The sequence below is a fragment of the Fodinibius sp. GM108 genome (assembly GCF_058386985.1).
The window spans coordinates 616,800-643,121 of the sequence record NZ_JBYEIR010000001.1 but is presented as its reverse complement, the minus strand read 5'-3'; the positions used below and the strand labels follow the sequence as shown (position 1 = coordinate 643,121).

General features: G+C 45.9%; 18 protein-coding genes. 9 read left to right on the top strand and 9 right to left on the bottom strand.

Translation table 11 applies throughout. The features are described 5' to 3' along the window. Nucleotides 1-249: 249 nt before the first annotated feature. From ACT3ID_RS02785 to ACT3ID_RS02770, 4 genes are all read right to left on the bottom strand, one after another. Nucleotides 250-1,368, bottom strand: coding sequence for a serine hydrolase domain-containing protein (locus ACT3ID_RS02785; protein WP_491540451.1), 1,119 nt, complete (start codon nucleotides 1,366-1,368; stop codon nucleotides 250-252). 542 nt (nucleotides 1,369-1,910) lie between these two features. Next, nucleotides 1,911-4,232 (bottom strand): penicillin acylase family protein, encoded by a 2,322-nt coding sequence (locus tag ACT3ID_RS02780; protein WP_491540450.1) that lies wholly within the window; start codon nucleotides 4,230-4,232, stop codon nucleotides 1,911-1,913. A 66-nt stretch (nucleotides 4,233-4,298) separates the two neighbouring features. Further along, nucleotides 4,299-5,414 carry a serine hydrolase domain-containing protein gene (locus tag ACT3ID_RS02775; protein WP_491540449.1) on the bottom strand — a complete coding sequence of 372 codons (1,116 nt, stop codon included), beginning with the start codon at nucleotides 5,412-5,414 and terminating at the stop codon, nucleotides 4,299-4,301. 58 nt (nucleotides 5,415-5,472) lie between these two features. After that, a complete protein-coding gene (locus ACT3ID_RS02770; RefSeq protein WP_491540448.1) occupies nucleotides 5,473-7,083 on the bottom strand; it encodes a M81 family metallopeptidase in 1,611 nt (536 codons plus the stop codon). 336 nt (nucleotides 7,084-7,419) lie between these two features. Between ACT3ID_RS02770 and ACT3ID_RS02765 the strand changes: the two genes are divergently transcribed. From ACT3ID_RS02765 to ACT3ID_RS02740, 6 genes are all read left to right on the top strand, one after another. After that, nucleotides 7,420-8,187, top strand: coding sequence for a lysophospholipid acyltransferase family protein (locus tag ACT3ID_RS02765; RefSeq protein ID WP_491540447.1), 768 nt, complete (start codon nucleotides 7,420-7,422; stop codon nucleotides 8,185-8,187). A gap of 430 nt (nucleotides 8,188-8,617) precedes the next feature. After that, nucleotides 8,618-9,133: a class IV adenylate cyclase gene (locus tag ACT3ID_RS02760; RefSeq protein WP_491540446.1), complete on the top strand. Its 516-nt coding sequence runs from the start codon at nucleotides 8,618-8,620 to the stop codon at nucleotides 9,131-9,133. Between the two features lie 156 nt (nucleotides 9,134-9,289). After that, on the top strand, nucleotides 9,290-10,843 hold the full coding sequence (locus ACT3ID_RS02755; protein ID WP_491540445.1) for a glycerol-3-phosphate dehydrogenase/oxidase: 1,554 nt from the start codon (nucleotides 9,290-9,292) through the stop codon (nucleotides 10,841-10,843). A gap of 289 nt (nucleotides 10,844-11,132) precedes the next feature. After that, nucleotides 11,133-13,643, top strand: coding sequence for a glycoside hydrolase family 31 protein (locus tag ACT3ID_RS02750; protein WP_491540444.1), 2,511 nt, complete (start codon nucleotides 11,133-11,135; stop codon nucleotides 13,641-13,643). A 147-nt stretch (nucleotides 13,644-13,790) separates the two neighbouring features. Further along, nucleotides 13,791-14,273, top strand: a complete 483-nt coding sequence (locus ACT3ID_RS02745) for a hypothetical protein (protein ID WP_491540443.1) — start codon at nucleotides 13,791-13,793, stop codon at nucleotides 14,271-14,273. 84 nt (nucleotides 14,274-14,357) lie between these two features. Then, nucleotides 14,358-14,822: a nuclear transport factor 2 family protein gene (locus ACT3ID_RS02740; protein ID WP_491540442.1), complete on the top strand. Its 465-nt coding sequence runs from the start codon at nucleotides 14,358-14,360 to the stop codon at nucleotides 14,820-14,822. Here the strand turns inward: ACT3ID_RS02740 and ACT3ID_RS02735 are convergent. Continuing rightward, nucleotides 14,803-15,054: a hypothetical protein gene (locus ACT3ID_RS02735; protein WP_491540441.1), complete on the bottom strand. Its 252-nt coding sequence runs from the start codon at nucleotides 15,052-15,054 to the stop codon at nucleotides 14,803-14,805. The two genes, ACT3ID_RS02740 and ACT3ID_RS02735, sit on opposite strands and share 20 nt — an antisense overlap. A gap of 4 nt (nucleotides 15,055-15,058) precedes the next feature. After that, on the bottom strand, nucleotides 15,059-15,187 hold the full coding sequence (locus ACT3ID_RS02730) for a hypothetical protein (protein ID WP_491540440.1): 129 nt from the start codon (nucleotides 15,185-15,187) through the stop codon (nucleotides 15,059-15,061). Between the two features lie 208 nt (nucleotides 15,188-15,395). On the opposite strand from ACT3ID_RS02730, the gene ACT3ID_RS02725 reads away from it, so the two are divergent. Then, nucleotides 15,396-18,566: a WD40/YVTN/BNR-like repeat-containing protein gene (locus ACT3ID_RS02725; RefSeq protein ID WP_491540439.1), complete on the top strand. Its 3,171-nt coding sequence runs from the start codon at nucleotides 15,396-15,398 to the stop codon at nucleotides 18,564-18,566. A gap of 600 nt (nucleotides 18,567-19,166) precedes the next feature. Here the strand turns inward: ACT3ID_RS02725 and ACT3ID_RS02720 are convergent. Together ACT3ID_RS02720 and ACT3ID_RS02715 are read right to left on the bottom strand one after the other, a co-directional pair. After that, nucleotides 19,167-19,688: an REP-associated tyrosine transposase gene (locus ACT3ID_RS02720; protein ID WP_491540438.1), complete on the bottom strand. Its 522-nt coding sequence runs from the start codon at nucleotides 19,686-19,688 to the stop codon at nucleotides 19,167-19,169. 611 nt (nucleotides 19,689-20,299) lie between these two features. Continuing rightward, a complete protein-coding gene (locus ACT3ID_RS02715; RefSeq protein WP_491540437.1) occupies nucleotides 20,300-21,478 on the bottom strand; it encodes a Fic family protein in 1,179 nt (392 codons plus the stop codon). A gap of 757 nt (nucleotides 21,479-22,235) precedes the next feature. Here ACT3ID_RS02715 and ACT3ID_RS02710 point away from each other — a divergent pair. Then, nucleotides 22,236-23,987, top strand: a complete 1,752-nt coding sequence (locus ACT3ID_RS02710; protein ID WP_491540436.1) for an amidohydrolase — start codon at nucleotides 22,236-22,238, stop codon at nucleotides 23,985-23,987. Nucleotides 23,988-24,340: 353 nt separating this feature from the next. After that, nucleotides 24,341-25,096 carry a Mut7-C RNAse domain-containing protein gene (locus ACT3ID_RS02705; protein ID WP_491540435.1) on the top strand — a complete coding sequence of 252 codons (756 nt, stop codon included), beginning with the start codon at nucleotides 24,341-24,343 and terminating at the stop codon, nucleotides 25,094-25,096. A 342-nt stretch (nucleotides 25,097-25,438) separates the two neighbouring features. Here the strand turns inward: ACT3ID_RS02705 and ACT3ID_RS02700 are convergent, their stop codons facing one another. After that, nucleotides 25,439-26,311 (bottom strand): NmrA/HSCARG family protein, encoded by an 873-nt coding sequence (locus ACT3ID_RS02700; RefSeq protein WP_491540434.1) that lies wholly within the window; start codon nucleotides 26,309-26,311, stop codon nucleotides 25,439-25,441. Nucleotides 26,312-26,322: the final 11 nt, after the last annotated feature.

The following is a 26,322-nucleotide window of genomic DNA, read 5'->3' as shown; positions in this document are numbered from 1 at the left end:
ATACATAATAATTGAAATTATGTTGTCGCTATAGAGGTCAAAAGCCTTAATAACTGCTAGTTACACTTATTTGGATCTTGTAAAACACGATATGTCACCCTGAATTTATTTCAGGGTCTGGAGCAAAAGTTGTATTAAAAGCTTTTAAAGAACGATTGCTTATAGATGCTGAAACAAGTTCAGCATGACATGGGTAGTTTTGGAAAAACCACTTATTAGACATCCTCCGCATAGCTTCAGTTTTCCTTCTTATTCGGTTGCCACCTGAGATGAATCTGACACCTCATCCATAAAAAAGTCGGCGATAACATGGTGTGCATCGCGATATGATACCCCGCTTTTATTAGCAACCATCGCTACAATGACCTGTTGTTCGGGATATACAACAAACTGCGTTGTTCCACCGACCGAGCCGCCACTGTGTCCGTAGTGCCGGCGTCCCTCGTCATCAACGCCAATTCCCCAGCCGATGCCGTAATTGGTTTTATCTCCCGATTCTAATTCAAGAGAAGTTGTCAATATCTCCACTGTCTCAGGGGCAAGAAAATCATCCCAAAAAATTGCTTCGCCGAACTTTAATAAATCCTCAGCTGTACCGATAAATCCGCCGCCGGCCCATTTATAGCTGTTATCCACGGCAGGAGCATTGAGTATTTCATCATTTTCTCCTTCTACATAATAGCTGGTGCGGTTGTATACGAGACTGTCGGTATATTCGGCCTCGGTCTGATTCATCCCCAGCGGTTCAAAAACTTCATCCTTCATATAAGCAAGAAAGGTAGTATCCGCTGCGCCTTCTACCACTCCGCTGATCAGATTCCAGCCATAACTGCTATAGCTGTAATCGGTTCCAGGCTCAAACAAAAGCGTATCGTCATCAAAAATTTCGATGCCTTCTTTTACCGTATCAAAGCGTTTATTCATCAGAAATTCATCACCGCGGTAATGACGAATACCGGCTGTATGACCAGCTACTTGTTCAACGGTGACAGGTGATCGCTTTTCGGGGAAATAAGAGACATATTCCTGGACCTCCGCCTCCAGGTCAAGCTTCCCCTCCTCATACAGCTTTCCAATAGCCGCCGACGTAAGCGTTTTGGATACACTGCCAATTCTCATCTTAACATCGGGATTCATTGGCACCTGATGCTCGACATCGGCATATCCGAATCCTTCTGAAAATACGGTTTCACCTTCTTTCCAAACCGCAATCTGCAGTCCGGGAATATTTTCACCGGTCATTAGCGTATCAACAACATGACGACTTTTTTCAATGGCCTCTTGATTCACCGACTGATTTTCGCAAGCAGCAAAAAATCCCAAAAATATGAAAAGAAGAACCGGTACCTTTTTTCTAAATGGTAACATGATATCTGTTTATTTTATGATTAATTACCAACGAGCTATCTATCCTATAGCAGGACGAAATTACTAGTTTTTTGTGTTTTTGTGCTTGGTGGTCTACGTCATGAGGCAAAAGATAGTATGACTTGTTAATATGTATTAAATTTGTCATCCCGAGGATACCGACAACCGTCGGGTGACGAGGGATCTCAATCGTTGATACAAGCTTTCCACCCTACAAGTCAGAGTTTCTGATACATTTGAGATCCCTCATCCGCCAGCTGGCGAATTCGGGATGACAACGGGGTAGATACTTCAACTTCTTAAAACCTATTAGATACTTATTTATTAATCAGCGCACCAGGAGTCTGTCGACTTAGCTTAATCTACTGCACCTATGAGTCGGGATTAAATAGTCCCGCTATACCCTTCAAAAACCTCAAAATTTGAATCAAGTCGACTTCTTCTGGTTGTAATTCTCTAAATCCAGCAGACCTCTTGGAAAACTAAGGAAGAAGTAATAAATATTTCTCCGTTAGTAAAAATCGGTTAGCAGATTTTTTGCATTATTTTTCCTCACCGGGATGATAGCTCCGGATAACCTGCTCTTCGATCTCTTCATCAGTAAGTGCTACCTTCTTCATTTCATCATTTGTAAACAGTTCCAGCTGATCGTTAAAGTGGGGAGAATCTTCTTTCGTGCTTTGTCCATACGCTAAAATCGAGTAGGCTTTTGGCACCTCACCAAATTCCACGGCCAAGACCCAGCCATCACCGCCTCTTACTTCGCGCTTTTGCTTGTCCTCTTCATGCTCGATAAACCAGAGCACGCGAAAACATCCCAGCAAACCGGTACAGCCGCCAACCGCCAGATCTTTGTCCCCGATACGCGCACGGTGAACATCGCCCCAGGCCAAGTTCCAACCACCATACCGCTCATGAGTTTTGTCTACAGCCCATTCAAATGCTTTTACTGCACGATCCGGATCAGCCAGTCCACGGGGTGTTTCTGTGGGATGGTCGGGCGTCCAGACTTCACTAAACAGTCGCTCGGGCGTTGCAGAAAAACCAGCCGATTCGGGTGAAGAGTCCACACTGGTCGAATCAGCAGTATCCTGGTATCTCCACCACCAGGTTTTAAAAAGAACTCCGCCCCGGCTGTCTTTGGCAACGGTGTTATCCCACTCGTCGATATGCTCAATCGCATCCGTAACTTCTTCGCTTAAAGTATCGGATGCACTATTGACCGCCTCCACCAGATCATCTTTTACACGATCGGCAAGCAGCATGTTCATGCTGTGCTTGATCTCGGTGATATCCTCAAGAGAAAACTTTTTGTCATTATTGATCAGAAGATCAGAGTGTTGACTTCGCAGGCGAAAGCGCGGCTCGGGATAATGTTCCGGAAACTCATCCTCGTCAAAAACCTCATTCAAATTGGTAAAGTGGAACGGATCATTTTCATTATGCAGATATCCGCCTTCGGGATTTAAAAGCTGAGGCAGATCATTCCAGGGGATTAACTCGCTCCACATTTGATCACTGCTCTCCACCGGCACAGCGGTTGTATCCGCGCCCCATTCGTGCGGTAAATCAGGCGTGGAGGCATTCCATACATAAAAAATATTTCCATCGGCATCGGCGTATGTCAGATTAGAAGCCGTTCGTCCCCGGATATGCATGGCCTCTTTCCACTCTTCCAGATTTTGAGCTTTCATCATCTCCAGAAACTGTTCTCCCATGCGAAACTCACCATCTCCGGCTGATTTGATGATGTATACCTTTCCATTCCCACGATGGATTACCGGCCCGTAAGGAGTACTTAAAAATTCACGCGTTTCCAGTCCGAAACTCTCACCGTTTTTAAACTCAACAGTGATCTCTTCCTTTTTAATAGGTACCGATCCGCCATCCACCAAAAAGTGATCCGGCCGTTCCGGATCGGCTTCGAAAGCATAGATCTCATCCAGATCAGGATAGTTATTGGTTGTAGCCCAGCCCAGTCGTTCATTAAATCCACCAATAATGCCGAGCGGACCTCCCATTCGAAAATCCCCATAAAAACTAAACTTGCCGGGGACTGTAACCTGGGCTTCGTAATAGCCGGCATCCCATGACAGATGCGGATTGCGGACCAAAATTGCGTTACCGGACTTGGTGCGTTCCGGTGCCAGTGCCCAGGCATTCGATCCTACATCAGGATGCGGTTCTTCTGCCCGGTCGGCAAGGCGCGCCCACACTGTAGATTGAGCACTCAGATTAGCTTCCGATGATTGCCGTGAAGCAACATCTTTTTTCTCCTCCCGCTCTTGTTTGCGTTCCAGGGCATCCAAAAACTGCCGGATTGAATAACTGCTGGGTCCGCCAATTCCCCGCGCATGCACATCGTATTCCGTGAAAAACGGCTCGACCCAATCATCAAACTCATCCGGATGCTTTTCAATATAACGATTTACACCCGCGGCAAATCCTTTGGTAATCTCGCGTGTGTCTTTCCGCAGATCGTGCCATGTTTCTACCGCCCGGGCATAATCTCGTCTGCTTGCCGCGTCCGAATCGATAGCATATTCAAAATCATCAATCTTTTCCTCATTATAACGGGTCCATTCACCACGTGCCCGAATCAAACTTTCAATAACCTCTTCGCCATAATCCTCCATCTGCACATAGCCCATAGCATATCCCGCTGCGCGTATATTCTCGGCCTGAATATGAGGTACCCCATAATCTGTCCGTTTTACTAATACCTGTTCTGCAAGGTTTGCATATAAAGAATCATCAGAAATCTGGCTTTCATTCTTTGTATCCTGCACAACGTGCGATCCAGTAGCGCAGGAAAACAGTGCATAGGCTATACTCAATATCGTCAAACGGAGAAAAGTGTTCATAAGTTTTTATAGATCTATACTGTTATTCTGAATATTAAGGACTTGAGAACTAGCGCGTTTTTCTGATCATACTTCCTGTTCGTATGCTTCGATAACTTTCATCAGCAGCTGACCTACTTCGCTGTACGAAACACGGTCATCCTCGGTAAAAGTATCAACCCGATGCACAAGTACTAAATCCATTTCTGGCACCACAGCAATAACATGTCCCCTGTAACCCCGAGCTGTATATAACCCGTCGGGCACATCAACATCCACATCAGGAAAATGCTGACCATCAACAGCCACCCACCATAAGTAACCATAGCCTCCATCCTCTTCGGCATCAGAATAGGAAGTGGTACTCTCTTCAACCCATGATTCAGGAATAACTTGCTCACCATCCCATTCACCGTTTCGGGCATAAAGCAGACCGAACCGAGCCATGTCCATAGCATTCATCTCAAATGGATAGGCCGGGTGAATGGAAGCCTCTCCTTCGTAATATTCGCCATCCGTCTCCGGATTATAACTTTGCATGCCGATAGGTTGAGCTATTGACCGGTCGAACTCTTCAAATATTTTCGTACCCGTTTCCTGCTCAAAAATGGTCAGAAGGGCGTTGAAATCCCAGTTATTATAGTACCAGTTTGTACCTGGTTCGTGGCTATGCCGGTCGGGCCGTGCTGCAGCCATTGCATCCGTTTCATAGAGAGCCGGGTGATAAATCCCCGAACGAGCCTGAAGCAACATCTGTACCGTAGCCTGTTTCTCTTTTTCAGACAGCGGCGGATCATTATCACCAATTCCAAGATCAGCGAGGGTAGCCGTTATATCGATATTTCCTTTATCTACATGAACCCCATATAGAGCACTTAAAAAGCTTTTACGGATGGAATGGCATTTATATTTTTTCTCTACATTTCCCCATTTGCGCAGGATTTTCCCATCATGGACTATAACCACTGCCGCGGTATTTAAATCCTCGGTAAAAGCCCGAGCCTCATCCAGCTTTTCTTCTGACCATCCAGCCGCTTCTAAATCAGTTATCTCTTCCCACTCTTCATCCGGAAAATATTGTTCCTCAGATTCATTTGTGGACGAACAGGCGGAGAGGAATCCAACAAGAAGGAGCAAGCTCAAACTTTGAGCAAGCCATGTTGGGATTGAAGATGATATATTTTTATTACTTCGAGAAATCATAGTAACTCGTTGTTAAGTTCTAATTGATAACTGCTTTAGCTTCTAAACTGCACGAATTCTATTTTGGATTATAATCCGGATTTCCAAATGGATAGTAATCTTCCGGATCGATTTTTTCATAATCGAGAGCATTCAGGCGAACCGTGCCGAACCAGTCACCGGGAGCATCCACAATTTGAATTGTTTTGGCATATCCCGTTTCGTCAAAGCCGCGGCGAAAATGAACTCTTGTCTTGAGCACGAAAACATCGTAATCATCCGGATCAACGGGACCAAACGTTGTCTGTTCGGGCGTGCGAATCTGCTGGTAAGCTGGTGTCAGCACCAGCATGTTATTATCACCAAACTCTACGGCCGCCACACGATCATACCCCCATTGCGATCCTCTCCAGGCCAATTCTCCCGTAATCCGAACCGGATCACCGGCCTGTTCGCCTGTGTATCCTCCTACTTCCATATCAAAAGCATCGCCGACTTGCATATCTTTTTCCCAAATCTCATCAATTGCCGGCTCATCGGTCAGTGCTGCATAAAGAATATTGCTAATATTCTGATCAATTAGTTCTTTCAAGGTCCATGTGGCATCACCGGGACGATCCCAGTAATCCGCCAGTACTATGGGTGTTTCTCCTTGGGCAATTGCCTGACGAGCTGTGTTGACTGCTTCCTCCGGCTTCGCATATTCACCATGTGCCCAGTCGTCGCGGACTCTCCAGATAAATTCTGCCATATCGTCCGCAATTTCGTCCGCCAGCTCCTGATCGTTATCGGTCATCACCTGAACATTGGTCCCCACATCCGGCACATCAGACCAGGGGAAACCGAGAAAAACATTCACATATGTTCCAGGCTCACGGTTTTCCCAACGCCGGGCCCGTTCCATAATATCCATAACGGGCGATTGTCCTGTCCACTGTAAAACGGTGGCTGTAAGGATGGGTGGATTCCGCACGGCTGTTGCCGGCTGATAATCGCCACGCATCACATTGCGCAGGTACCGGGCAGCTCGCTCTCCCTGATAGTAGGTATCGTAATGGGGATAGCGTTTAGTAACAAAAGAACCATCAGCCCACTCCAGAAAAGCCTCGTCTTCATTCCCGTGCAGATCGAATGTTCCGACAATAGGGACGTCGTCACCAACTTTTTCCCGAAATCGTTTCGCTATTTCAGCTTCGGGACGCTCAATATTATTGACGGCCATAGCACCATGAAGTGATAGATAAATTCCATCAACCTCACCGGCTTCCTCCAAATCCTCCAGCATCAGATCAACAAAATGATCAAAGGCTTCTTCTTTATTTGCATTGCGAGAGCTTCCGCCAAAAACACCGCGGGGCGACGATAGGCCTATCATTTCAACATCCCCATATTCTTCGGCCTGCGTTGCAAATCCCCGGATAAAGCTACTCATCTCAAGCACATCATCGCCTTGCCGAGGTTCGCCCCGGTAGGTCCAGTCTTCTATTCCCGGATTGTCACCGGGACAAAATGTGCAGGTTTCGTGCGAGAAATTCGCTACTGCCACACGATAAGTTTTATCTTCGGATTCACATCCCAGCAGAAACAGAGAGGAAATAAACGTCACAATTAATATTAATGATGCGATCTTCATATTAGCGGTAGGCAGCATTTTAATCATATCAGAAGTACCTCGGATATTTAAGAGCATTAATATTACTGGTATTACATAACCAACTACTTAGTTGTATTCCTTATACTAACAGCCAAAAAATCAAAACCCTTTATTAGAAGAGAAAAAGCTAAACCCAATAAAGTCTGTCAAACACCATCCGATGCTTAATATTTAATATACTTTTAAAACCAAAAAAAAGATTAGTCAACACCATCTCAACATTAGCTTAAATAGGCAAAAACATTTTCGTCTATTCAAGTAGACTTTTGTAAAAGTTTTCAAATCATAGTTATATATGCTGTCTTTACCCCTTTGCCACTTCTGATTATCCTCTCTATATTCTCGAATCATTAGGGATCAGCAATTTTTACAATGAATCAACCGGATTATAGCGCTTCTGATTACTTTCGTAGTTTTCTGGCTACTATAGTATTCTTCCTGATTTTTCTCATAGCCACACCAATAATTCTTTTTTTGCTGCTTATCACATTTGGTAAAGCTTCCAACTTTATCGTCGAACGTATTGCTCCGTTGATGGTTTACCCGGTAATGTGGGTAAGTGGTCTCTCTTTTGATGTAAAAAAACACTCCGAAGAAATTACCAGCCCCGCCATTTTTATCATTAACCACAGCTCTACGCTTGATGTGCTTACACTGTTGGCACTTGGATTGCCAAAAATTCGCTTCGTAGCCAAATGGGAATTCCAATATAATCCTATTTTCCTGATTTTAGGACGTCTGACCGGACAGATTTTTATCAAGCGCGAAAAATCGGACGAGGCGATCGCCAAGCTTCAAAAGACGTATAAACGGATACAGAGGAATAATTTGTCAATTATGATGGCGCCGGAAGGATCCCGAAAACATCCGGGCGTCATCGGCCCTTTCAAAAAGGGACCGTTTCGTATGGCGATGGATCTGGAATATCCGATTGTGCCTATCTATTTTGAAGGAAATCGGGAGCTCAGCAAAGGCGGAGCTTTTCTCACGAAATCCGGCAACCTCACGGCTCATATTCACGAACCTATCGATGTTTCTGATTGGAAACTTGAAAATTTGGAAGAACATATCCGGGAAGTTCGCCAGCGTTATATCAAATGGGCCGGAGTAAAACATGATGATGTAAAAGCCATTGCTTAAGATCATATTCATCGTACAATTTCCTCATATGTTAGGTGCTCGTGCCGGTGCTCCGCGTCGGCACATCGACTGTAAGTGCTCTATGGCTGTCTTGAAGAGGCTATCACTGTAACAAAAGAACGAGAACTATAATCCTGAAGGGTCGGTAGCTTTTTTGTTTGGAATAAACCAACAAAATCTTGCTAAAGAGGTCCGATGCTTCGGACCGTGGCAATCTCCACACAGGGAGATTGCCGCATTTCGCTCACTTCATTCGCTCCATTCGCAATGACACTGGGTGTTGTAAAGCCTTCGTTAGAAAAGTTAATTTGAAGCCAGGTGCATTTAATATTGAAGTTTTTAGGAATAATTGCTTATAGAGCTGAAAGAGATCCTGAATCAGTTCAGGACTAAAGGTTCAGCACATGAACTTATTTAGAATTAACTCCTTATGGGTATTTTGAACATTGAAATAAAAGCACACTGTGATAATCCCGAGCGCATCCGCTCTCTCCTGAAAGAGCACAACGCGGATTATATGGGACTCGATCATCAAATCGATACCTATTTTAATGTGCCGAACGGACGATTAAAGTTACGCGAGGGAAATATCGAGCAGAAACTTATCTATTACTGTCGCTCCGATTCTAAAGCACCCAAACCTTCAAATATCAACCTGGTAACAACTGAACAACCCGAAGAACTGCATGCACTGCTCAAAAATGCGCTCGGCACGAAAGTCGTTGTCAATAAAAAACGTGAAATCTATTTCATCGATAATGTGAAATTTCACATCGACGAGGTTAAAGAGCTGGGGGATTTCGTCGAAATCGAAGCGATTGACCGCGATGGCTCTATTGGTGAAAAAAAACTGCGCAAGCAGTGTAATGAATATCTCGAGCTGTTTGATATTGCTGATGAACAGCTAATCGCCGAATCTTACTCGGATATGCTGATGAATAAGTAAATCTAAAATGCAACATTCTAATCTCGTTCCGCACCAGAGGTACGGAACGAAATTTAAACTAGTGAGGAGATAATAAATTTCTAACGCCGGAATCCTCCGTGTCTTTAATCAAAATCTGTTATAATCCAGTGTAAACTGCCGCAAATTATATGCTTTATGGATCGCAATAAACTTATTCATCAACTAGCCGAGGACCCTGAGGTTTGGGATTTTATTGTGATTGGCGGCGGTGCCACCGGCCTCGGCACAGCTGTGGAAGCGGCCTCCCGGGGATATCGCACCCTTCTGCTCGAACAGCATGATTTTGCCAAAGGTACTTCAAGCCGAAGTACCAAGCTTGTCCACGGCGGTGTACGCTACCTTCGCCAAGGAAATATAGCACTGGTTGTAGAGGCGCTTCGTGAACGCGGACTTCTTCGACAAAATGCGCCTCACCTGGTAAAAAATCAGTCATTTATTGTGCCCAACTACGACTGGTGGGAAGGTCCTTTCTATGGCATCGGACTCAAAATATATGATAAACTGGCCGGTGACCTGGGATTGGGCAGCTCCCAGCATCTCTCCAAAAAAGAAACACTCCAATATATTCCCACGCTGGAGCCGAATGATCTCAACGGCGGCGTCATCTATCACGATGCACAATTTGACGATGCCCGCCTGGCAATCAACCTGATGCAAACGATATTCGATCACGATGGTGTGGCCCTCAACTATATGAAGGTGACTGACCTGCTCAAAGCCAATGGATTAATTTCCGGCGTCAAAGTTGAAGACCAGTTGGGTGATAAAACAATGGAGCTGCAGGCACGTGCTGTCATCAACGCTACGGGCATGTTCACCGATCAAATCCGACAGATGGATAATCCCGATGTGGAATCTATCATGCAGGCCAGCCAGGGTGTGCATCTGGTACTGGACAAATCATTCCAGCCGGGTGAAAGTGCCATCATGGTGCCAAGAACCGATGATGGACGCGTTTTGTTTGCGGTTCCCTGGCACGACCACATAATAGTGGGCACTACCGATACGCCGCTCGATGCTCCATCCCTGGAACCCCGCGCAACCGATAAAGAAATTGATTTTTTGCTCTCTCATGCCGCCCGTTATCTCACCAATGATCCCGAACCTGATGATGTACTCAGCGTTTTTGCAGGCATTCGTCCGCTCGTTTCTCGAGACGGGAGCGGCAATACAGCTTCCATCTCACGCGATCATACACTCTTGATCGATCCCTCTGGTTTGGTCACAATTACCGGCGGCAAGTGGACCACCTATCGAAAGATGGCGGAAGATACTATTAATGAGGCCACTGTCGTAGCCGGACTCGATGAGCGTGAATCGGTGACTAAAAACCTTCGCCTGCACGGCTGGCTGAAAAACACAGAAGCTGCAGAGCCTTTTGAGTTGTATGGATCGGATGCACCCTCGCTCATAAAACTAACACAAGATCATGATGGTTGGAATCAGCCTCTGCATTCCGACTTGCCGTATAAACCGGCCGAAGTGGTTTGGGCAGCTCGTAACGAAATGGCCCAAACCGTGGAAGATGTACTGGCACGACGCACCCGTGCCCTGTTATTGGACGCCCGGGCTAGTATTGAGATGGCCGAACCTGTGGCTGATCTGTTAGCTGATGAGTTAGGTCGCGATGAAGATTGGAAGCGACAGCAAATTGATAATTATACGGAACTAGCGAAAGGATATCTGTAATCGTAGTGTGGTAAGTTAAGTGACGTTGAGAATAAGCCACAGATCTTCATTATTTCCATCCGCTAAATTACATTCAAAGAGGGAAAGAAAAAACTTTTCCAGCCTTCCATTCAAACTCTTCGTTATTCTGTGCTTTTTGGGATGACAATTAGCTATCTACGGCTAAAAAAGCAACACATAAGGAATGAACGCAAACATCCTACATAAAAGTTTGAATTTCATATTCAGCGTTGCATTAAATCCATGTTTTCATATTTTCTGGAGTCCTTAATAATTCCAGTACTAATCCATGTCTCAAACTGATACCGAAGCAAAACAAAAACAGGCTGAAGAGAGTGACGAGCGACAGCCCGACGTGCTCTACCGCCGCCGCCCCAATTCCATCAGCAAATACAACAAAGATGGACAGCAAGTAGTATTTTTATCCGAAAACGATATTGAGCTGCAACTCACCATCCACACCCCGGAAATCGTTCAGCTTAAATATATCGTTGAAGGCGATCGTCCCACTGATTTCTCCTATGCTGTGGATCCCGATTTTGATCCTGATCCGGCCGATTATCAACTGGAAGAAAAAGATGCGCACTATCAGATTACGACCGAATCTCTGAAGTGCCTCATCGCTAAAAAGCATATGAAAGTCACATTTCTGGATCGTGAGGATAATATTCTCTGCAAGGACAGCGAAGGGTTTTCACGTCGCGACACGCTGATGAAAGGGATTACCGAAGTTAAGATTACTCAGAAAGCGCCGGACGAAGTGCGTTACTTCGGATTGGGCGACAAAGCATGCGACGAAGGATTACGGGGACAGAAATTTGAAAACTGGAATACCGACTCCTATACCTACGAACGCGGCGATGATCCGCTGTATCGCAGCATCCCATTTTTCTCAGCCTTGACCGGTGATGGTCACGCCTACGGTATCTTCATGAACAACACCTATCGCTCTTTTTTTGATTTCGACTCCAAAGGCGACAACACCTGTCGTTTTTCGGCCGCCGGCGGATGTATGAACTACTATTTTATTTATGGGCCGGAGCTTTTGAAGGTCAGCGAGCGCTATACGCAGCTCACCGGGACTCCTGATCTGCCACCGTTATGGGGACTTGGCTATCATCAATGCCGGTGGAGTTATTTCCCGGAATCACGCGTCAGAGAGCTGGCGCAAGAATTCCGCGACCGCCAAATTCCCTGTGATGCAATTTACCTTGATATTGACTATATGGATGATTATCGGGTATTTACCTGGGATAATGCGCGATTTCCCCGCCCACAGAAAATGATTGAGGAGCTTAGTGAAGAAGGCTTCAAAACGATTGTCATGATTGACCCTGGCGTTAAAGTGGATGAGAAATATGATGTTTACCGGCAGGGTATGGAACGTGATTATTTTTGCAAGCGTCCCGACGGTGAAACGATGATTGCGCCGGTATGGCCCTCCAAAGCTGTTTTCCCCGATTATACTCACCCCGATGTACGCGACTGGTGGGCCGACCTGCATGAAGATCTGATCAAAAGCGACGGAGTAGCCGGATTCTGGAACGACATGAACGAACCGGCTGTCTTTGAAATTACCAAAAAGACTTTTCCCGAAACCATCCGCCACTATTTCGATGGTCAGCCGGCCAGTCATAAAAAGATCCATAACATTTATGGGATGCAGATGGCCCGCGCCTCATACAATGGCATTAAAAAACACAACAAAGGCAAGCGTCCCTTTTTACTTACACGCGCCAACTTTTCGGGTGGACAACGATACGCGGCACTATGGACGGGTGACAATATCGCTACCTGGGATCATCTGAAGCTGGCTAATGAACAGTGCCAGCGCCTCAGTATCTCGGGTTATTCATTCGTAGGCAGTGATCTCGGTGGATTTGTCGACGATCCGAGCGCCGAACTCTTCACGAGATGGCTGCAACTCGGCGTTTTTCATCCGCTGTTTCGCAACCACTCAATGGGCTATAACGTAGATGGCGCGGCGGCCGTAAAAGAGGACGAGGTTGAGTTGCAAAAACAACTGAGTGACAGCGAACAGGAACCGTGGACATTCGGCAAAAAGTTCACCGAGATCAATCGATCTGTTATTGAGCTGCGATATCGCTTGCTGCATTACCTGTACACGGCATTTCGGCAGTATTCTGCTGAAGGCACACCGATTCTTCGCCCCCTGTCATTTGTAGATCAACATGATGAAAAAGCCGTTGAACACATCGACGAATTTATGTTTGGCGATCAGATCCTGGTTTCGCCGGTGCTCAACCGAAGCAAGCGCGAAGTTGACACTTATTTTCCAGAGGGGCGCTGGTATGATTTCCGTGATAACCGACTGTTTGAAGGAAAATCCACCCAAACCGTTGATGCCCCACTCTCTGAAATTCCGTTTTTCATAAAAGAAGGAACCGTACTTCCCCTGCACGAAGTGGTGCAACATATCGGAGAACGAAATCCGGACCAGCTGGAGTTAAAGGTATATTACGGCCAGAGAGAGACAACAAGTAATTTCTATGAAGATGAGGGAGAGGGATTTTCTTATGTCGATGACAACTATCGGATGACAAGCTTCTGTCTAAAACCGGATCAACAGGGAAAAACTGTACAGCTAACTGCCGAACGGGAAGGCAGTTACACTCCCGCATATAACGATGTGAAAATTTCTCTTATCGGATTTCCGGGGAAACCATTACATATCCGCTCAGATGAAAAATCGGTCGAATTCTCTCAGGAAGAAAACAAATTCGCCAGCACATATTCCTTTGTTGTCGATCGGGATTTTAAAAAGATTGTCATTGAATAAATGTGCCTCAGAAAAAAGGCCTGATTAGCGACTATTACTTTTTTAAAATAAAAATTTTTATACCTATAAGTCTCTGTTTTTTCTATATTTATTGATCAACGAACTAAATATAGTTGATTAACATGTTAAACAAGAGTGAGGAGAGCTATGAAAAAAGTAATAAGTGGTTTTCTATTTGCCTGTCTTATAATGATCGCAACGGCCGGTCTGGCCCAGGATCAAGAGCAAGAAGAAATGCTCAAAGCTAAGAAGATGGAGGGACATACCTGGCATCAAGTAGTGATGGTGAAATTTAAGCCGGGAACCATTGATTCTGCAAAAAGCATCATTAACAATCATTTTGCAAAAGCCGGAATGGAGTCTGGCATGGATGGTCCTCAAATGATTCATTTCAAAACCGGTGAATGGGACATGATGTTTGTCTGGACGATGGATGATATCACCGACATGGAGTGGGAAATTCATCCCGACGACGAAAAATGGTGGGCACAGATGGTCAAGCAGGAAGGCGGCGCGGACAAAGCCGGCCAAATTTGGCAAAGCTATATGGATATGATCGACAATTCTACGGTGTATCTGGCAACATCACAACAGCAGATGACCGATAAGTCGATGGGTAATAATAACTGAGAAGAAAAGCCTTCACCTACAGTATAGAAGAAAGTAATGTAATGCCACGAATGGCAGTCTTTAATAATAAGAGGAGAGATAACTATGAAAAAATCAGCATTTCTAACAGTGCTATTTCTATTAATGGCATCTGTCGGATTCAGTCAAATGACAGATGTTAAAGAAACAATCACTGCTAAAGAAAAAGAGATATATGAAGCCATTCAAAATGGCGATATGGAGACGTTTAAAGCAAATACATCAGATGATCTATTGAGTATATACAACAGGGGTTATGCCAACAAAGATCAAGAGATCGAAACGCTGAGCAATTTGACTATTGACACTTATGAGTTTTCTGACATCAAAGTAATTCAGCCTGCTGATGGTGTTGCCATTATTGCTTACACTCTTAATGCATCTGGAAAATTTAATGATCAAATGTTTTCCGGAACATATTATTCAACCTCAACATGGGTTGATTCTGATGGTGAGTGGAAAGCTATTATGCACACTGAAACTGAGGCCCAGCCGATGGATGAAACTGTAACTATGGATGATGAGCATTAAAATTAAGCAATTTATAGTCCCCTCCGCCGGAGGGGACTTGTATATCGCCAATTTCATAATCTGTTAGAATTGCCACAGATCTGCGCAGATAATATTTTTTACTAAAAAGCAGTGTCATCTCGTCCCGAAAGCTTTCGGGAGAGGGATCTCCCTGCCGAGGCTCGCGTAGAACTCTAAAGGATATACTCCCATACACCTGCGGGCTGTTTCCGGGAGATGGATTCGACTCCATTACGCTAACGCTCCATTCCGCTCACCATGAAATCGGCGTTGATTACAAGCAATGTCACCCTGAATGGATTACGACGGCTGTCGGGAGTAACTGAAGGGCCTCCATTACCTGCTTTAAATGGATAAACTCTCATACGCTTACATACAATTTAGAGAGACTAGTTTGCGGCCGCCCCAGCCGGATCCCTCTGGGATCAGCATTATTAGGACAAAAGGAGTGTTAAAAAATATCAATTTCCCTGCATTTCTCCGGCTATATTTTTAATAAAGGAACGAAATTCTTACCTATGTTCTAGGATTTCGAAATCATTCCACTAATAAACGCCAGACAATCGTCCGTTTATGAAAAAGCTCAACACCCTCTTTGTTACAATCAGTTTCATTCTCTCTTTCACTTTCACGCTGGCTTTCGCCCCATCCCAAAAAGCCGAAGCTCAACAAACATCCTTTTCTACTGTGCAAGCAGATACATCTTTTTATAATGATCTGCAGTTTCGCACAGTTGGTCCAACCCGCGGCGGACGGGTCACAGCTGTAGAAGGACATCGTGACCATCCCTACACCTTTTACATGGGAGCCGCAGGCGGCGGGGGCGTATGGCGAACAACCAATTACGGTCAGGACTGGGAAAACCTCACCGACGGCAAGGGATTTAAAAGCACCTCGATCGGGGCAATTGAAATTCCGGAATCGGACACCAGCGTAATTTATGTGGGTACCGGCAGTGATGGAATCCGCGCCAATGTGACAACCGGACGAGGAATGTATAAATCGACCGATGCCGGAAAAACCTGGGAGAACCTGGGACTCGAAGAGGGCGGACAGATCGGAGCGATAAAAGCGCATCCCGATGATCCGGACTTGGTATATGTGGCCGCACTCGGACATCCTTTCGGGAAAAATGATCAGCGGGGCGTTTTTCGATCCAGAGACGGCGGTGAAACCTGGGAGAACGTGTTATTTGTATCCGACTCTACCGGTGCCATCGACCTGGAGCTAAATCCCGAGAATCCGGATGAAATTTATGCGACAATGTGGCGCGCCGAACGAAAACCGTGGACGATCATCAGCGGCGCCGATAAAGAAAACGGACTCTATAAATCAACTGACGGTGGCGACAACTGGACAAAACTTGAAAACGGCCTGCCGGACGGGTTAACCGGTAAGATGGATCTGGCGGTCACTCCTGCCGATCCCGATCGAATTTATCTACTGGTTGAAGCACCTGGTGATCAGCTGGGATTATATCGATCTGACGACCGCGGGGAGAGCTGGCAACAAACCAGCGACAAGAAAAGCATTATGAGCCGACCTTTTTACTTCACTAATATTACGGCTCACACTAAAGATCCCGATATTGTTTATGTAGGAAATGTACGCTACTGGGTATCCACCGACGGGGGGAAAAATTTTGAGCGACGGCCGGTTACTCATGCCGATGTTCATGACCTCTGGATCAATCCCGATAATCCCGAGATACAGGTGCAAGGTAACGACGGCGGCGCTACGGTCACTCTGGACGGGGGCAAAACATGGTCTACGCAGTACAATCAGCCTACGGCCGAACTCTATCAGGTAAATCTTGACGATCAATTTCCCTATTGGCTGTACGCGGGACAGCAGGATAATTCCACTATTTCAGTGCCGAGCCTGCCTCCCGCCGAAAGTGCAGAAAATGCCCAGGGACTCTGGCATATGGCAGGCGGATGCGAAACAGGTCCTGCCGTACCACAATACAATAACCCCTCTACTGTGTTTGCCAACTGTAAAGGACGTTTTGGCCAATACAGCAAAATCACCGGACAGGAACGAAATTATTACGTAGGGGCCGAATATATGTATGGGCGAAATCCCAAAAAGCTGAAATACAGATTCCAGCGGGTGGTACCTATCGAAGTTTCTCCGCATGACTCCAGCGTAGTTTATAACGCATCACAGTACGTCCACCGCACTACGAACGGCGGTCAGACCTGGGAACGGATAAGTCCCGATCTTACTGCCTTCAAAGATGAATTTCAAGTAGCTTCAGGTGGACCTATTACCCGCGATATTACCGGCGAAGAACATTACAGTACGCTTTATGACGTAGAGGTATCACCGCATAGTGCTGATGTCATCTGGACCGGCGCCAATGATGGTCCGGTGCATGTAACCCGAGACGGCGGCGAAAACTGGATGGACGTCACTCCCGAAGACGTTCCACCAAATGGACGTGTTGACGGCATTGCGCCTTCGCCCCACAATTCTGGCACTGCCTATATTGCTGTGCAGCGACGATTGCTGAATGATTTTCATCCCTATATTTACCACACTACTGATTACGGAGAGAGCTGGACTCTCCTCACTGACGGAAAAAATGGTATTCCCGATGATTTTCCCGTCCGAAGTATCAATGAAGATCCCAATCGTGAAGGATTACTTTATGCCGGCACTGATTTCGGATTGTTCTTTTCGCTGGATGACGGCCAACACTGGAAACAGCTTGAACAAGGGCTTCCGGTATCCCCTATAACAGATATCAAGATCAAGAATAAAGACCTGGTTATGTCTACGATGGGACGCGGTTTCTGGATTTTGGATAACCTGTCTCCGATCTATCAGCTTGATGAAGAACTGGCGGAGAAAGAACATCATCTCTTTACTCCGCGCGACACGTACAGGATGCGATATCGCGGCGGCGGGATTGATGGGAATGCTCCTGACTATCCGCAATCCGGAGCGATGATCGATTTTTATCTTGAAGAACTGCCCGATGACCAGCTCACTCTGGATATTTTAGATGACGACGGAAACATTGTTCGGCGTTTTGTAGGAAAAGCAGGCGGTGAATCCAATAACACCGAGCAGTCGGCCACAGAACATAGCGACATGATCCAATCCGAAGTGAATGCCTTCGGCAAGCCTGACTCCATCACTGTTCAGGAAGGGCATAATCGCTTTACCTGGAACTTGCGTTATCCTGCAAAGACAATCCCGGCTGATGACGGAGAAAATTACCATGGCACCTTTGCCGGTCCCATGGCTGTGCCCGGCGATTATAAAATACGTCTCTCGGTAGGTGAACAGAGTGAAACGCAGGATCTTACAATCAAGATCGATCCGCGCGTAGAAAAGATTGGGGTAACCAACGAGGATTTGCAGGCACAGCACGATCTGAATCTCAAAATTCGTGACGCCATAGGAGAGTCAAATAAAATAGCCGCCCAAATAGATACCGTGCGAAACCGGCTGTCAGCGGATGGAGAAGAAGATGCATCAAGTAGTTCTCCTGAAATGGATAAACTCGATGAGCTTTATGATCGCTTGGTAACCTCCGAGGAAGGAAGCTATCAGCCACCAATGCTCATTGATCAGCTTGGATATCTCTATCGCATGGCAATTTCTGCTGATCAACGTCCCGGTGATGATGCTTATACCCGTTTTGAAACGCTTAATGAGCAGCTGACGAATATTAAATCTGACTGGGATCAGCTTAAAAAATCAATCGACCTACCGGCAGATGTAGTTGACTAAATTTTGTCTTCGCCGGTCGGCTGAAATTGTCGTCCGGCGATAATTAAGCCATGACACTTTCTACCGGGGACCTATAAATTGCCCTCCAGTCGCTCTGCGGCTGAAGTCATAAGAACGCTCTGCGTTCTATCCTGAATTTCGTTAATTATTGAACGTCTCACTTGTAGTTTCTGCCTTCAAAGAAGTGCAAAACCGTTACGCGGAGCGTAACAAGTGAGTCCCGGCGCGGAGCCCTCCTACGCTAAAGCTTTTGGAGGACAGGCACCGGGACAAGATGATTGGTTGGTTTATTATAGGACTCCCAAGCAGAGCCTGTCGGCGCGGAGCCCTCCTACGCTAAAGCTCTTGGAGGACAGGCATTGGGACGAGATGTGATGATTTAGGATTTTGAGATAATTTCACAATATCCGCCTTCGCGAAGTAATCTATTAAATAGAAAAATACCTCGTTCAGTCGCTCTGCGGCTGAACTATGAGGGACGCTCCGCGTCCATTGTACCTTCTAACTAAGCTTATACCAAACGCAGAGCCTTTTACCCTTTCCATACACAGAGCGCCGAGACGAGATAATCGCTGCTCTATATCGAGCCTTACTGCACAATCAAATCAGATCAACAGGAATCATCCCATCCATTCTGGCATAATTTCTGGCTGACGAATAACGCCAGTGTTCAGGTTCATCGACATATCCCCTTTTCACCGGATTATTGTGGATGTACATAATCTTTTGTCTCATCATCTTATCACCTATAACTTGCTTTGGATGGAAACCATCTTTCCAAAGTTGATAATCCCGATCTGATTTAGAATTAAGTTTTCGAAATCTCTTCAACCAACGGGTATGGTGATTATGCTTTAACAAATCAATAATTCGTCGGGCAGAGAATGATTTAAACTGAGCTATTTTGACTTCAAGATCTTTACCACTCAGTATAGCATGAAAATGATTTTCCATTATGACATAGGCATTTAGACTTACATCCCGCTCATTCCGTAGGAATACCAGATTTTCAAGAATAATAGCTGCAGCCTTAGAATTACTGAAAATAGGCAGTCCAAATACTATTCCAGTGGTAACGAAATAAGGGTAACTGTGATCGTATATTTTATAGGAGCGGCTCATATAAAAGAAATAGCTTTTTAATAATAAGACTCTTTTACTCGCTATTCCTTACAATAAAATTATTTTAAATCTTCCTTCATCTGCTGAAGTCAAAAGAACGCTCTGCGTTCTATCCTGAATTTCGTTAATTATTAGCGTCTTACTTGTAGTTTCTGCCTTCAAGGAAGTGCAAAACCGTTACGCGGAGCGTAACAAGTGAGTCCCGGCGCGGAGCCCTCCTACGCTAAAGCTTTTGGAGGACAGGCACCGGGACAAGATGATTGGTTGGTTTATTATAGGACTCCCAAGCAGAGCCTGTCGGCGCGGAGCCCTCCTACGCTAAAGCTCTTGGAGGACAGGCATTGGGACGAGATGTGATGATTTAGGATTTTGAGATAATTTCACAATATCCGCCTTCGCGAAGTAATCTATTAAATAGAAAAATACCTCGTTCAGTCGCTCTGCGGCTGAACTATTGTGGACGCTCCGGCGTCCCATTTTACCTTTGTAAATCTATTACATGAAACCAAACGCAGAGCATTGGAAGTGCAGGTATAGCCTTAGGATCGTGTTTATCAATAATAGGTCCTATATATGTGTCGATAAAACCCACATAAATAAACATATATTCTCTACGTGTCGATGGCATCATCATATTTCGGCGGATGTCCTGACAACAGATCGTATAGCTTTACATTTAAATAAAGATTCTCCCGTCCCACTTTTTTGCTTTTCAGGATACCGATCTTTTCGAGCTCATTCAGGTAATCCGCCGCTGTTTGACGCTTGGCGATCCCCTGCTCTACCAGAAATTTGATCTTACAGTAAGGCTGAGCAAAAAGTAGCTCGACCAGTTCTTTGGAATATACCCGGTCCGGCAATTCACACCGTGCCTTTTCCAATGTCTCCTCCAAAAGTAGCCGTATGCCATCTATTTTCTGCATTGTATCTGTTGCTGTCTCCCGAATAGCGGTCAGAATAAACAAAATCCACGGCTCCCAGGCCCCATCTTCAGTTACCTCACGGAGCAGCCGGTAATACTCTCCTTTTTTCTGAATGATATAACTGCTGTGATACAAAATGGGCAGATTCAACAAATCCTGCTGTACCAGATACAAGATGTTGATAATGCGTCCGGTACGTCCATTCCCGTCATCAAACGGGTGAATAGCCTCAAACTGGTAATGAATTACCGCCAGCTTTATGAGGGGATCGATATTCTCATCCTCCTCATGAATATAGTTCTCCAGGTTGGCCAGCAGTGAATGGATACGTTCTTCTCCTTCCGGCGGACGATAAATAATCCTGCCCGTCGAGGCATTACCGATAGCAGTGCCCGCCGTAGTTCGAACACCCATCTCATTCTGTTTAATCAGCTGTACGATCTCTACAAACAGGTTAGTGGTAAGCGGACGATCCCGCAGAGCATTAAATCCCCGCCATAAAGCTTCGCGGTATCGCAGTACCTCTTTTGTCTGCGGATCATACTTTTGATCAGCAGCAGAAAATGCCTCAAACAAGCGGTCATTGGTCGTAACCACATTTTCAATTTCAGAGCTGGCCCGCGCCTCCTGCAGGATCAGCGAATTAATAAGAATCGACTGATTGGGAATACTCTCGGCCTTCCCCTTTAGCTCCGCCAACACGCGGTTGGCACCAATCGCCGCTTTAAGGACAGCGGGTGATTCCAATTCCACATCAGGTGGTAGTGTCGGAAGATCGTTATAAGGTCGCCTGGGATTATTATGAGACATGTCGAAATTATAAGCATTTAGATTAAATATGTCGAAATATACATAATTTATCGACATATTTAACAGATATCTTTATGACATCGACATAACAAAACACTCCTTCCGGCTTCCTTCGGACGCTCTGCGTCAGTATAAACAATAGTACTGATAATCCTCATGCTTACTAATGCAGTGATACGTGCGCCACATCTCTGCAGTCAATGCTGATAGCCAGGAACGTGATGACAGAGTAATTTGCCCTTTAAAAGCAAACAAAGATCTCATCTGCTGGTCGAGATGTCAGGATGGGTTGCTGGTTAGCAGAAAAAGCCATGTATCGTATGTCATTTCAAATGATCCGATATATCGGGAGAAATGAACTTGTCGTTGCAAATAACTCAATACCAGCACAGAACTCCGTTTATAATCCTGTGTTTCTAATTTTATCCCGGCTAGGAAAATAAACATTACCCGATCATTATATTGGATCATCCTGTAATAATTACAGATTAGTTACTGATTACTTACACAGTATGAGAAAAACTTGTTCTGTATAGGGTAATCATGGTATATTGTAAACAGTTGATCAAAGAAAGCTCTGCGACCGCAGGGCTTTTTTCTTTTCAGCCTTCCTCAATCCTCGATAAATTTCCATTCCCTTAAAATCTCATCTGTCATTACGGACACAATGAGAATTCTTTGTTTCTCTAAATAACAGGATTGGTGTAGATATTAACCTGGCGACCCACTTGCTATTCTTACCATACCTATTTATAAAGAAAGACTTGGTAAAGCCTTCAAAGAATATTCAGCATATCAATTAAAAAGGATTGGGATGGGAAAAATAGCACGCTCTGTACATCAGTTATCAAAAATCATAATAGTAACTTTTGCTGCCGGACTGCTTTTCATGGCATGCAATCAATCCCCAGAAAACTCGGCCAACCTGGTGCTGATCAACGGAAAGATTATCACCATGGACTCGACACAAAGCACAGCATCTGCGATAGCTGTAAAGGATAATACAATTCTCGAAGTAGGATCCGATGAGCAAGTCAGGCAATATATCGGCAACCAAACTGACGTACTGGATCTTGAAGGCTCACTTGTCCTGCCCGGCTTCATTGATAATCACACTCATTTCGAGCGGGCTGGAGAACTGCTCCTGGGAATTAATCTGCTTGCCGTATCCGATGAGGAAGGGTTAATCCGAGAAGTAAAAGCAGCACGGGATCGTTTGCCCGAAAGTGCCTGGATCGTCGGCGGACAGTGGGGTGCTTATGAGCAGTGGGAGCAAGATTCAGAAGGCACCGATCAGAACCGGGAATCACAGAAAAAGCCTTTTCGACCCGTTCGCTCCATGATCGATTCTGTCACAACAGATAATCCTGTTCTGCTATCAAAATGGGATGGTTCAGAATACCTGGCAAATGAATGGGCTCTGGAAGCAGCCGGGGCCGACTGCAGCTGGCAGGGAGTCGATTGCGACGCGGATGGGTACATGACTGGCCGCCTCACAGCAGACGCTGCCGACAGGATAAAAGAAGTCATCCCCGAAAAAACCAGAGAGCAACATCTGGCGGAGGCAAGAGCAGGATTGGAGCGCCTGCGGGAACATGGCGTAACCACCATTCATGACATTACCGGAACCGAACAACTGCGTGTTTTCCAGGAACTTAAAGACCGCGGCGAACTCACCACCCGAGTATACGCCCGTCCCACGCTGGATAAATGGGAAGCGTTGGCCGAAGTGGGTATTGAACATGGTTTTGGGGATGAATGGATCAAAATCGGTGGACTCAAAGGCTTTGTGGATGGCATCATGGGGAACTCTTCGGCTCGTTTTTACGAGCCCTATCTAACATCCGGTGAATTGGGTCGGTGGCGTGATATGATGTATCCACCTGGTAATATGAAAGAGCTATTGGTAGAAGCGGATAAAGCCGGGCATTGGCCGCAGGTCCACGCTATTGGCGATCATGCTATCGACTCGCTGCTCACGCTGTATGAGCATGTGCTTGAAACTAATGAAGAAAAAGAGCGTCGATTTCGGATCATCCACAGTCAGGTGTTAAGTGGTCCGGAAGCAGCTGATCGTATGGCCGAAATGGATATTATTGCCGAAGTCCAACCTTACCACGCTATTGATGATATGCGCTGGATGGAGGAGCGTATCGGAGATCGATCACGCTGGGCGTATGCTTTTAAGACGCTCCAGGATGCCGGAGTGATGCTCTCCTTCGGCAGCGACTGGCCCGGGACCAATGCCTCGTGGTATACCTCTGATCCACTGATGGGAATGTATGCAGCAGTTACGCGTCAAACGCGCGACGGCAAACCGGAAGAGGGTTGGTATCCTGAGGAACGGGTAAGTATGGAAACGGCACTGCGGGCCTATACAGTGAACAATGCCTATGCAGCCGGTGAAGAAGAAGTGAAAGGATCTCTTTCACCCGGCAAACTTGCGGATATTGTGGTATTGTCAAAAGATATAACTTCTGTCGACCCGTCTGAACTGCCGGATACGGAAGTAATATATACGATTGTTGATGGAGAGATTGTGTATGAAAAGGAGGCTGAATCCTGATTGATACCATTTAATAGAACACTGATGAAACGGATTTGAGGGTTACCGCTGAACTGCACTAATAGTCCTCCATAGAGGGGGCGGATATCAATTGGCTTTAGCCAAATGGGGTTGGTTTGACAATTGATTATTGTGCAAATACAATCCGTGAACCCGTACAGTATCTAACCATCTCCACCTAATCAAAAGAGCTACTTTTCAAAACGGGCATTCAGTACCCAGTCACTCTGCACCTTTGCAACTTAGTTATACAATTAACTAATCCCTAAATACCCATCTCCAAAATTGCGAAATCACCAACAACAAATGTATATTTTTGATGCTATAGTAATATCATAATTATCATAGCTGATATGTTAAACGTAACCCTCCGCTTTTATGGAGATCTCGGCGACCTGATTTCCCCCAATAAATCACAGCGGACAGTTTCACGTCGCCTGCCCGGACCAACATCTGTCAAGGATCTGATCGAAGGATGCGGTGTGCCTCATACGGAGGTAGATCTAATCTTGATCGACGGGGAATCCGTCAACTTTTCCGAACTTATACAAGATGGTGAACATATCAGTGTATACCCATTTTTTAGCTCGATCGAGCTTCCTGATGCCGAACGGCTGCAGAAACCAAAATTGCCTAACACCCGATTTTTGGCGGATGTCAACCTGGGCAAGCTAGCGCGGTATCTCCGTATGGCAGGATTTGATACCGCCTATCGGAATGATGCCGATGATGAGGAGCTGATCAAGCAGATGCTGGAGGATAATCGCGCACTTCTGACCCGCGACCGTGATCTGCTGATGTACAAAGTGGTCCAGTATGGCTATCTGCCGCGATCCGATGATGCGGCCGAGCAGCTGGAGGAAGTGCTTCGCCGATTTGATCTTTTTGATGAAGTTAAACCCTACACCCGCTGCCCCAACTGTAACGGCATGCTGCAAAACGTCTCAAAAGAAGAGGTGCTAGATCAGCTTGAGCCGCTGACGAAGCGCCACTTCGATGATTTTGCCCAGTGCTCCGACTGCGGACAGGTGTATTGGGCAGGTTCGCACCGGCGTCGTCTGGATCCGAGAATTAATAAGATTCTGAATGGTGAAAGAGAACGCGGATGACGCTGTTGGGGCAAATCATCGCGGATTTAGTCCTCTCCCGCGGGAGATGCAATAAACACTTCAATAAATTTTGTCGAATTTGGACCCTTTGGTTGACCCACCTTTGCTCCCTTTGCGGACCCACCCACTCCTACACCAAGGTTTCGGAGCGCAGGCTTGTTCCCTCCCTAAAGAGTTAGGGAGGGAAACTTTTAACGACTTCGTTCCCGATCAAGAAGTCTTTCTCCTGCCACGGAGGAGCCCGTTCCGAATGCTATCGGAAAGAAAACAAAAGAGGATCCGAAGCTTAGTCTCCGGACCCTCAATCTCCTTAACTCAATCACCTAATCAAGCCTTATCATATCAGGCAACCTTTACTCTCCAATTCTGTCGGGCCGCCCATTCCGGAAAGCGGGTCGGCTTTATGGCGTACTTACGTGCATTATCTTCAATGTCTACGCTGTAGCCCACCTCATTGAACCACTCGAACATCACAGCCGATTCCTCACTGGATTTCCGGATCTCCTCGATAGGAATATGCTGGTATTTAATGGTACGTCCAGTCACTTCACTTAATATATCCGCGGCCTCGGGTCCGCTCAACTCATCACCGGCAACATCTATGGCCTGGCCATTCAGTTCTTCATGCCGCTCGAATGCCATGGCTCCGTACTTGCCGATATCCTCCACTGCTATCATCTGGAGTTTGGTCTCGGGTCGGATGCCAATAGCAAATACATTCTGATCAATACCCGATTTATACCAGGGGCCTGCAATGTTATCCATAAAGAAAACCGGGCGAATTATAGTGTAGGAAGGGAAGCCGAGACTTCTGATGGTTTCTTCGATTCTCCATTTGTTCTCGAAGTGAGGGATACCGGTATTGTGCTGTGCCGAAGCCACCGACTGATAGACGATATGATGCACTCCCGCATCTTTGGCTAACCGGGCAAATCTTTTTCCCTGCTCCTCTTCGCGTTCAACACCAGCCTCCCAGGTATTTTGTACTGCCAGGGCGCCCCAAGCGCCATCCAGTGCTTCGACCAAGGAATCTTTATCATCGAAATCACCATACACGACCTCTGCTCCCTTTACTTTCAGCCTCTCGGCCGATTCACCATCCGGTTTTCTTGTCATTGCCCGCACGGAATAACCTCTGGAGAGGAGCTCGTCCGTAATAGCTCCTCCCTGTTTACCTGTAGCACCGGTCACTAAAATCAGATCATCTTTTTTCATTGTAGTATCCT

What these genes read in the sequence shown, in the direction of transcription:
- ACT3ID_RS02785 (WP_491540451.1), bottom strand. Translation starts at nt 1,368, where the DNA reads ATGTTACCATTTAGAAAAAAGGTACCGGTTCTTCTTTTCATATTTTTG.
- ACT3ID_RS02780 (WP_491540450.1), bottom strand. Translation starts at nt 4,232, where the DNA reads ATGAACACTTTTCTCCGTTTGACGATATTGAGTATAGCCTATGCACTG.
- ACT3ID_RS02775 (WP_491540449.1), bottom strand. Translation starts at nt 5,414, where the DNA reads ATGATTTCTCGAAGTAATAAAAATATATCATCTTCAATCCCAACATGG.
- ACT3ID_RS02770 (WP_491540448.1), bottom strand. Translation starts at nt 7,083, where the DNA reads ATGCTCTTAAATATCCGAGGTACTTCTGATATGATTAAAATGCTGCCT.
- ACT3ID_RS02765 (WP_491540447.1), top strand. Translation starts at nt 7,420, where the DNA reads ATGAATCAACCGGATTATAGCGCTTCTGATTACTTTCGTAGTTTTCTG.
- ACT3ID_RS02760 (WP_491540446.1), top strand. Translation starts at nt 8,618, where the DNA reads ATGGGTATTTTGAACATTGAAATAAAAGCACACTGTGATAATCCCGAG.
- ACT3ID_RS02755 (WP_491540445.1), top strand. Translation starts at nt 9,290, where the DNA reads ATGGATCGCAATAAACTTATTCATCAACTAGCCGAGGACCCTGAGGTT.
- ACT3ID_RS02750 (WP_491540444.1), top strand. Translation starts at nt 11,133, where the DNA reads ATGTCTCAAACTGATACCGAAGCAAAACAAAAACAGGCTGAAGAGAGT.
- ACT3ID_RS02745 (WP_491540443.1), top strand. Translation starts at nt 13,791, where the DNA reads ATGAAAAAAGTAATAAGTGGTTTTCTATTTGCCTGTCTTATAATGATC.
- ACT3ID_RS02740 (WP_491540442.1), top strand. Translation starts at nt 14,358, where the DNA reads ATGAAAAAATCAGCATTTCTAACAGTGCTATTTCTATTAATGGCATCT.
- ACT3ID_RS02735 (WP_491540441.1), bottom strand. Translation starts at nt 15,054, where the DNA reads ATGGAGTCGAATCCATCTCCCGGAAACAGCCCGCAGGTGTATGGGAGT.
- ACT3ID_RS02730 (WP_491540440.1), bottom strand. Translation starts at nt 15,187, where the DNA reads ATGAGAGTTTATCCATTTAAAGCAGGTAATGGAGGCCCTTCAGTTACT.
- ACT3ID_RS02725 (WP_491540439.1), top strand. Translation starts at nt 15,396, where the DNA reads ATGAAAAAGCTCAACACCCTCTTTGTTACAATCAGTTTCATTCTCTCT.
- ACT3ID_RS02720 (WP_491540438.1), bottom strand. Translation starts at nt 19,688, where the DNA reads ATGAGCCGCTCCTATAAAATATACGATCACAGTTACCCTTATTTCGTT.
- ACT3ID_RS02715 (WP_491540437.1), bottom strand. Translation starts at nt 21,478, where the DNA reads ATGTCGATAAATTATGTATATTTCGACATATTTAATCTAAATGCTTAT.
- ACT3ID_RS02710 (WP_491540436.1), top strand. Translation starts at nt 22,236, where the DNA reads ATGGGAAAAATAGCACGCTCTGTACATCAGTTATCAAAAATCATAATA.
- ACT3ID_RS02705 (WP_491540435.1), top strand. Translation starts at nt 24,341, where the DNA reads ATGTTAAACGTAACCCTCCGCTTTTATGGAGATCTCGGCGACCTGATT.
- ACT3ID_RS02700 (WP_491540434.1), bottom strand. Translation starts at nt 26,311, where the DNA reads ATGAAAAAAGATGATCTGATTTTAGTGACCGGTGCTACAGGTAAACAG.